At 62.1% G+C, this 8,089-nt stretch carries 9 protein-coding genes; 2 read left to right on the top strand and 7 right to left on the bottom strand.

The features are described from left to right. Positions 1-120: 120 nt before the first annotated feature. Entirely contained in the window at positions 121-912 is a 792-nt protein-coding gene (locus Q0X85_RS00635) for an aminopeptidase P family N-terminal domain-containing protein (RefSeq protein WP_297767616.1), read from the bottom strand. Between the two features lie 141 nt (positions 913-1,053). On the opposite strand from Q0X85_RS00635, the gene Q0X85_RS00630 reads away from it, so the two are divergent. Continuing rightward, positions 1,054-1,728, top strand: a complete 675-nt coding sequence (locus Q0X85_RS00630) for a GntR family transcriptional regulator (protein WP_297767614.1) — start codon at positions 1,054-1,056, stop codon at positions 1,726-1,728. A 119-nt stretch (positions 1,729-1,847) separates the two neighbouring features. Here Q0X85_RS00630 and Q0X85_RS00625 read toward each other — a convergent pair whose 3' ends face one another. From Q0X85_RS00625 to Q0X85_RS00615, 3 genes are all read right to left on the bottom strand, one after another. Next, positions 1,848-2,633 carry an SDR family oxidoreductase gene (locus Q0X85_RS00625; RefSeq protein WP_297767612.1) on the bottom strand — a complete coding sequence of 262 codons (786 nt, stop codon included), beginning with the start codon at positions 2,631-2,633 and terminating at the stop codon, positions 1,848-1,850. 151 nt (positions 2,634-2,784) lie between these two features. Further along, positions 2,785-3,135: a VOC family protein gene (locus Q0X85_RS00620; protein WP_297767610.1), complete on the bottom strand. Its 351-nt coding sequence runs from the start codon at positions 3,133-3,135 to the stop codon at positions 2,785-2,787. A 59-nt stretch (positions 3,136-3,194) separates the two neighbouring features. Beyond that, complete coding sequence (locus Q0X85_RS00615; protein WP_297767607.1) at positions 3,195-4,175, bottom strand: NAD(P)-dependent alcohol dehydrogenase; 981 nt, start codon at positions 4,173-4,175, stop codon at positions 3,195-3,197. Positions 4,176-4,248: 73 nt separating this feature from the next. Here Q0X85_RS00615 and Q0X85_RS00610 point away from each other — a divergent pair, with 73 nt between their 5' ends. After that, a complete protein-coding gene (locus tag Q0X85_RS00610; protein ID WP_297767606.1) occupies positions 4,249-5,166 on the top strand; it encodes a LysR family transcriptional regulator in 918 nt (305 codons plus the stop codon). A gap of 220 nt (positions 5,167-5,386) precedes the next feature. Here Q0X85_RS00610 and Q0X85_RS00605 read toward each other — a convergent pair whose 3' ends face one another. The 3 genes from Q0X85_RS00605 to Q0X85_RS00595 all read right to left on the bottom strand — a co-directional run bounded on the left by Q0X85_RS00605 (position 5,387) and on the right by Q0X85_RS00595 (position 7,977). After that, the gene (locus Q0X85_RS00605) at positions 5,387-6,661 is read right to left on the bottom strand and encodes an NAD(P)H-dependent oxidoreductase (RefSeq protein WP_297767604.1); all 1,275 of its coding nucleotides are present in this window, start codon (positions 6,659-6,661) and stop codon (positions 5,387-5,389) included. 106 nt (positions 6,662-6,767) lie between these two features. Continuing rightward, entirely contained in the window at positions 6,768-7,277 is a 510-nt protein-coding gene (locus tag Q0X85_RS00600; RefSeq protein ID WP_297767602.1) for a YHS domain-containing (seleno)protein, read from the bottom strand. A 46-nt stretch (positions 7,278-7,323) separates the two neighbouring features. After that, entirely contained in the window at positions 7,324-7,977 is a 654-nt protein-coding gene (locus Q0X85_RS00595; protein WP_297767617.1) for a cysteine hydrolase, read from the bottom strand. Between the last annotated feature and the right edge of the window lie 112 nt (positions 7,978-8,089).

Here is an 8,089-nt window from a genome sequence, read left to right as displayed (position 1 = left end):
TATGTAATACGCCATGGTCATCTCCTCTTTGCCGAAAACCACCACGATAATGGTGGCGAATCGGCCCGATGACCGCATCTCCGTTACGAAAATCTCAAATCTGTCCCATAGGTGCTGACGTCAGACAATATGGAACATGCGATCAAAGCCCAGCTTGTATTGCTTGAACTGCGCCATGTTGCAGAAGCAGAAATAGACCGGATCGGCGCGCTGATACCGCCGCACAGAGGCGCGCCGATGCACCATCGATGTGTCGCGTCCGCTTTGCAGGATCTGAAGGTTGTGGATCATCGGCGAGACAAACCGTTCCCACCCGGTATCGGTCAGGAAGTCTGCCGCCTTGCGCGAGCCCGCCTCGATCACCGCCAGCGCGCTTTCGTACTCTGGCAGGCCCTCCCGCAGGCCGCCATGGGCAGCGGCCATCATCGCGCTCGCGATCTGGCCGGCCTGTTTCATCACTTCGATCTCGAACGGTGTCTTGATCATGCGCAGCGCACCAAGCACGGGTGAGATGTCCTTGATCGGCACGCCGGGATAGCTGTCATCGAGAAAATTCCGCACAATCGCTGGGATCGAGCCACGCTCGACCCAAATCGCCTCGGGCACCTCACCCAAGGCCCCGGCGAGCGCGCGGCCCCAGCTGTTCTGGCCCACATCCTCCCAGGTGCGCACATCCTCGACCCAAGTCATGGCGGCCACCATCTCGGACTCCATCAGCGGCGTGATAACGATGGGGGCGTCTTCGGCATTGACCACCAGCATCGTGGGGCGGCCGAAGTCGATCCCCAGATAGCCCCAGAACCCGGCCAGATAGGCGATAGAGCTTTCGTCGGTGAGAACCGTCCGGCGAATGCCGAGATCCCTCATGCGGGCCTGAAGATCCCGGGTGCGGGTGCGTGCCTGATCGAGCATGATGCAATCCTTTGATTGGACGGTGAGAGTCGGCTAATTGCATTAGCTGTATGCAGCCATGCCATTTTGGCAAGCTCGTTTGCGACATATTGCCAGAAAGCTGCCTATCATGTATGCAGCATTGGCAAGGAGCCGCAAATAATGTCAACCAATCCCGATGCGCCGAAAACCACGGTCGAGACCATTCAGGCCGAAATCCTTCGGCGCATCTGCTTTCTCGACTACAAGCCGGGGGACCAGTTGAAGGAGGCTGAACTGGCCACCGAATTCGGTGTCAGCCGCACCCCGGTGCGCGACGCGCTCAGCCGGATCAGCCATCTGGGCCTGGTCGAGACCCGAAACGGCGTCGGCACTGTGGTTGTCGCCCTGACGGATACGCAGATCCGCCATGTCTATGACATGCGGTTGGAACTGGCGGGGCTCATCGGCCGCGTATCGCCGAATGCCATCACCGATCGGCACCGACAGTCGGTCAAGGCGATGCTGGCAACCGCACACGCCTTGAGCGGGCACTTCGACGTCCGCCGATATGTCGAGGTCAACCATGACCTGCACGAACTGATCGCCAGCCTGATCGGCAACGAAACGCTGCGGGCGTTCTGGTGGCAGACCTACTACCAGGCGGCCAGCACCTGGCACCGCGTAGGCACCCTCTTGGGGGCAGATGCCGCGCAGGCACTGCAGGCGGAATTGCTCGATGTCGCCACCGCACTGGAGCATGACGACGCAGAGGCCATCGGATACATCCAGCGCACCCATATTGGATACGGCTACAAACGGATCAAAACGCGTATACTCGGGTCCGAGGAGGTTTGAGGCCGGTCATAGGGCGATGGGCTGGGACTTTCCCAGAGCGGACTTTCGCCAAGACGTCCACTGCTGCGGCGCAGCCGCTCCGGAGAGGACTTTCGGCCAAGATCAAGGCCGGCAACATATCAATCTGTCTTGGGCGCCGCTGCCGATCCGGCGAGCAGGCCTCCGTCGATGTTAAGCTCGGCCCCGGTCATGTAGGCCGCCTCATCCGAGGCCAGCATGACCGCAAGCGCCGCGACCTCGTCGGGCTCGCCGAACCGGCGCAGCGGGGTGTCCGCGACCAAAGCCGCCATGCGCGCCGCGCGGTCGGGGCCGGTGCCCAGCATAGGCTCCCACATCGGGGTCAGTACGGCGGCCGGGTGGATCGAGTTGCAACGGATATTGAGCCCCTGTTCGGCGCAGTAAAGAGCGACCGACTTCGTGTGATTGCGCACCGCGGCCTTGGACGACGCATAGGCTGCCGCGGCCGGGATGCCTACGAGCCCCGAGCGGGATGAGATATTGATGATCGACCCCGCGCCTCTGGGGCGCATCGCGCGGATCGCGTAACGGCATCCGAGAAAGGTCCCGTCCAGATTGACCGCATGCACCGCGCGCCAGTCCTCGAGGCTGGCAGTCTCCGGATCGTGGGCACGCATGGCCTCGTCAAATCCGGTGATGCCTGCGTTGTTCACCACTACATCGCATTCGGGCCAAACCTCTGCCAGGGCCTCCCAGTCCTTCTCGGAGGACACGTCGAGGCGCAGCGCCTGCCCACCAACCTCGCGGGCCACGTCGGCGGCGCTATCTGCATCCTTGTCGGTCACCATGACGGTCGCGCCCTCGCGGGCAAAGGCCCTTGCGATCGCGGTGCCAATGCCGCGCCCCGCGCCAGTGACGATGCAGGTCTTGGTGTTCAATCGAGGCATGGCCTTCCTTTCAGTTCAAGGCGCGTTCATCTCGCGGAAGTCTCAAGCATTTTTTCCCCTGGAAAGAAACGCAGGATGGCCACGAGGCCCAGAAAGGTTCGGGCCATCCTTCACAGTTGAGTAACTGCAACCTCATTCTACGCCGTTTCGCTCAGTCAGATAAGCACAGCTTGTTGCCGTCAAGGTCTCTCACATAGGCCGAGAATTTCGGCCCACGCTGAGTGGGCACGCCTTCGCAGGTGCCGCCAAGCTCCAGCGCCAGACTGTGCATCCTTTCGACGTCTTCCCTTGTGCCCACGCAGAAGCCCACCATCGTGCCATTCCCGTTGGTCGCCGGCTTTTCGTCGAAGGGTATCGCAACGGCGAAGGCAAAACCCTCGCCAAGCCAATAGGTCATCCGGTCCGAGGGCGTCATGCTCTGTAGACCAGCGCCTTCGAAAAAAGCGTCGTAGAAGGCCTGAGATGCGTGCATGTCGTTCGTTCCGACGACGAAGTAGTTCATTTTCACAATAGTATCTCCGATAGAATTGACGGTTCTGGTGCTGGCTTTTTGCGAGCCTATCACATCACGACGACATTGCCGCGCTTGTGCCCGGCTTCGACATAGGCGTGCGCCTCGACGAGGTCGGACAGCGGGTAGACCCGGTCCATGACCGGGGAGAGACGGTCTTGGTCAATCTGGGTCAGGATCTCGGACAGCATGGCCCGCAGGCGCTGCGGCTTTTCCAGGCCTGCGGCCGCGAACAGGGCGCGTTTCCGGCCCACAAGGCGCGAGAGCAGGATCGCGGGCAAACGCCCCAGCGTCAGCACCGGGCAGAGGTAACGCCCCGCCTCGGCCAGCGCAGGCTTCGCGGCCGAGAAAGACGCGACGCCCAGCGTGTCAAAGATCACGTCATAGGCGGCACCGGGCCGCAAGGCCTCTTCCCTTGCGTAGTCGATCGCGTGGGTGGCCCCAAGGGATACGACAAGATCGGCGTTGCGCGCGCTGCAGGTGGCCGTCACCTCTGCGCCCATGTTGACGGCGATTTGCACCGCTGCGCTGCCGAGGCTGCCGGCCCCGCCCAAGATCAGGACGCGGTCGCCGCTTTGGACCTGGCCGAGATTCCGCAAGAAATGCCAGGAGGTCAGCACGCCGTCACACAGTGTCGCCGCATCCTGATGCGACAGCGCTTTCGGCTTTGGCATCAGAACCCCGTCCTCGTCGAGGCAGATGTGGCTCGCATTGGCGCCGAAGCGCATCCCGGCCTCGCCAAAGACCATATCGCCCGGCGCAAAGCGGCTGACCTTGTCGCCGACCGCGATCACCTCGCCCGACAGGCCTGTGCCGGACAGCCCGTTGCGTGGACGCCGCAGGCCAAGGAACGGGCGCGCAAACAGCGGCTCGCCCTTGCGCATCATGCCGTCGGCCCGCGTCACGGCAGAGGCACGGATACGGATCAGCACCTCGGTCGGGCCGGGCTGCGGCATGGGGAGCGTGACGGGCGTCAGGGTTTCGGGTCGGCCGTAGCGCGGAATGTGCCAGGCGGTGCGCGTCGCAGTCATTGGGAACCTCCTCGGTCTCTCTAGGCGTGCCAAAGGGAATACAGGTTTCTTTTTGCTCCGGGGAGTGACTAAGGTGGACCACAGTGGTTCACAAACGATCCGGGTGGTCATGGATTGGAAATCCCTTCCGGCCTTTCTGGCTGTTGCGCGTGCCGGCTCGCTTCGAGCCGCGGCGGAGCAGTTGGATGGCACCCACCCAACTCTCCGTCGCCAGGTCGAGGCGCTCGAGGCGCAGTTGGGCACCCAGCTCTTCCGGCGGGGCGCAGATGGCTTGTCCCTGACCGCTGCCGGGCAACGCCTGCTGCCGCAAGCGCTTGACGCCGAGGCAGCACTGCTCAAGGGGTTCAACGCGGTGCAAGGGCTCGACCGCGAGGCATCCGGCCGCATCCGCCTGTCGGCCGACCCGATGACAGCGCATTACCTGCTGGCCCCGGTTCTGGCCGAATTCGCCGCGCTTTATCCCGAGATCGAGATCGAATTGCGTCTTGCCTACACACTGGACTCGATTGCCCGGAATGAGACCGATGTCTCGATTCGCCACGCCGCCGAGATCGAGGACGATGCGGTCGGCCGGAAACTCTTTCCCTTGTCCATCGGCGTGGTGGCCTCGCGCGACTACATCGACCGCGCGCTGCCGGGGGCGGGCCGCAAGGGGCAAGGGTTGAGCTGGATCGGATATGGCGACGTGCCCGAGCTTGCGGCCATGATCGCGGCCTCGGCCTTCCCCGAGGCGCGGGTCCGCCACTCTGTGCCCGACCCGGAAATGCACCTGCACCTTGTCCGCGCGGGCGCGGGGATGACGTTCCTTGCGACCTGGGTCACGTCGGTCTTCCCCGAGCTGCAACGCGTTCCGGGCACCGAACTCGACCAGCGTCGCGCGACCTGGGTTCTCCTGCACGGCGAGCTGCGCCGGGTGCGCCGGGTCCGGCTCTTCGTCGATTACCTGTGCGACGCGCTCCTGGAACGACGCGCGGCGTTCTTGGGCTCTTGATCCGGTGGGGAGTCCCCTTGGGGCCGGGTTGCATAGTCAGGCTACTATCAGCCGTAAGCCGACCTCGTACTGCAACATGTACGAAGGTCCGGAATTTTCTGATGCTGCCATTCAAGAGCAGTCTTCTTCGTCTATCTCGTGATTATCCGGGGAGACAGCGGCACTCGTCGGCTGCCGCTGCCACGTTTCATTTGGTGGGTATATGGTTGGCCTTCGGCGCCTATTCCGCTGCCTGGGCCGTGGAATAGGTCCACACATTCGCTGCGAAAGCCGGGTCGAGATCGGTTTCAGCGACATGGTTCGTGTAGTTCGACAAGGTTTTCAGCGCTGTGCCGAGAATGACTTCGAGGATGGTTTGCGGTGTGTATCCTGCCTTCAGAAAGGTCCCGATCTGATCGTCGGCGGGCCACCCACGGCTTTCGTTGACTATGATTGCGAACTGGCGCAGGGCCTCCAGCTTGCTGTCCGCGATGGGTGTATCATTCCGCAGCGCCATGATGACGTCCTCAGGAACCCCGCTCATCTGTGACAGTGTTGTATGGGCGGCCATACAGTATTTGCAGCCGTTCAGCCGATTGTTGGTCATCAGGATGATCTGGCGTTCGGTTTCTGACAGATCTGTTTTGCCGAAAATGTTGGAAAGCGTTGTGTACCCCTCAAGGATGGTAGGGGCTTCGGCCATGGTGGCGTAGAGGTTAGGTACGAAACCATAACCTTTCAGGGCGGCCTGGAGGATTGGTTTTGCGTCTGCGGGAGCGGACTCCATCGTGTGCGTAGGAAAGTCTTTCATTGTTTTGTCCTTGTTTTTGGATTGGTCAGTCAGGTGAGAAATCGTTTGTTTGGTAGCCCTGCCAAACTGTTGTGCCAGTGCGCGCGTCGCCTCTTTCGCTGCGATGACCGAACGGTCATGCCGTGCGTCCTTGAACTCTTGATATTCTATGGCAACCGTCTGGATATTCGCGCTGTCGACGCCGAAGTAATGAGCGCAGGCGGCAATGGCGGGGTCCAGTGCGTTCATGTGCGCCCGCGGCCCGCCGGGTTCAAATCCGAACTCGCCACGCGACGACAGCACGACGAGTTGCTTGTCCTTCAGGATCGGTTCGATCGGGAAATCGCCGCGCGCCAGATCAAAAGAGAAAGTCCGGCCGATCCGTGCAACGTGATCAATCCAGCCTTTCAAAGCGGCAGGCATCCCGTAATTGTACATCGGAGCACCCAGTACTATGATATCCGCAGCCACAACCTCGTCGATCAGCGCATCGGAAAGTGCCAGCCGGTCGGCCATCCAGTCCTCGCGTGCCTCGGGCGGGGTAAAGGCCGCGTGAATAAAGCGGTGATCGATTGCCGGAACCGGGTCCTGCCCGATATCGCGGGTAATCACCTTTGCGTGCGGATTAGTATTCAATAATTCGGTCGTGAACAGCGTTGTCAGCATGCGCGTCAGGGAACGGTCTTGCTGTTGGGCGCTGGCGTCGATGCGAAGCAGGGTAGTCATGGTTTTCTCCTGTGGGTGGGGGCGATTTATTTCGCGCCGGTTGCCATGAAAGAGGCGGGCGACCCGGGCATCTGTGCGAACCGCCCCCCATTTCCGAAATTCTGGATCAGAGATCGCTCACGGGGGAGTTCACGATACCGGGCCACTTGGCGTTGGCCCCCGCGATAACCGCCTCCGGTTCTTCGCGGTATTTCGCCAGAATCGCGGCGTTCACGAAAAGATAGAGCTTGCCCTCGACGATATCGGCATAGCGGACATCACCATCCAGTTTCTTTCCGACGAAGACGCCAAACGCACAGAAGCCTCCGAATTGCGGCAGGTAGCGTGTCGGGCTCGCCTCGAACGCCTGCTTTGCCGCCGCAGAGGCGAAGTAGTAGTCGATGCCGTCATGGCTCGCGGTGAGTGAGGCGTCGCCGGTCAACGGCCCCTGGTCGCCGAACATCGACACCGGGTCGACCCCGTGCAGGCCCAGCGGTTGCCCGGCGAGGGTAGTGCCGTTGACGACGTTGTATTCGTCGGCGGCATAAGCCCATGTCGCAAGGGTGAGCGTGGCAGCCGAGGCGACCGTGAGGATGGTTGCCCAGTTCGCGATGTCCTTGTTGAGTTGGGGTTTCATTGGACGTCTCCTTCTTGGTTGATTGATTGGGTATGGGGAAGAAAGCTCAGCTTGCGGCGGCGATGCGTTTCACGGCATCGTCCGTCCACCACACGCCGTTGGCGACCATGCGGAAATTGATGATTGCGGCGAGGTATCCATCGCCCTCGGGCACCTTGGCCCCCGCCGTGGCATCGCGGACGACGGCCACTTCGTAGCCAAGCTCCAACAACTCGTAGAGATGCGCCTGCGTGCAGAGGTTGGCGGACATGCCCGCCAAAATGACCTTGTCGATGCCACGCTTGCGCATCTGCAGGTTCAGGTCGTTCTGCGCCGGGCTGTAGACCTTGTGCGGCGAACAGACGATGGTTTCGCCGTCCTCGATGTACTTCTTGTATTGCGGCATCCAGTCGGCGCCAGAGCCTTCAAAGTTGTCGAGGTTGAGCGGGCCGAGACGGTCGAACATGCCGATCGAGTGCATCGTCTTTTCCAGCGTGCCCTCGAAGTGCCAGTCATGGTCGTGCGGATAGTAGTAGTGGGGCGATATGAAGACCGGCATGCCGGCCGCCTTGGCGGCGGCGAAGAGGCGCTCGATATTGTCCACTGTGCCCTGCTCGGTCACGCTTTCACCGACGACGCCCCAGGTGACGCCATCCTCGGACAGAAAGTCGATCTGCGGATCAGTGACGACGAGCGCGGTGCGCCCGGGGTCGATCTCCATGTCGATCTGCGGCAGGCTCGGTGTCTCGGGGTCGGCGTAATAGGCGCGGGCCTCGTCGGTGGCCGCGTTGGCGGCCCCGCCAGTCAGAGCCGCGGCCCCGGCGGCGGCCCCG

The sequence above is a fragment of the uncultured Roseovarius sp. genome (assembly GCF_947259555.1).
Taxonomy (GTDB): domain Bacteria; phylum Pseudomonadota; class Alphaproteobacteria; order Rhodobacterales; family Rhodobacteraceae; genus Roseovarius.
This window is presented reverse-complemented; position numbering and strand designations above follow the sequence as displayed.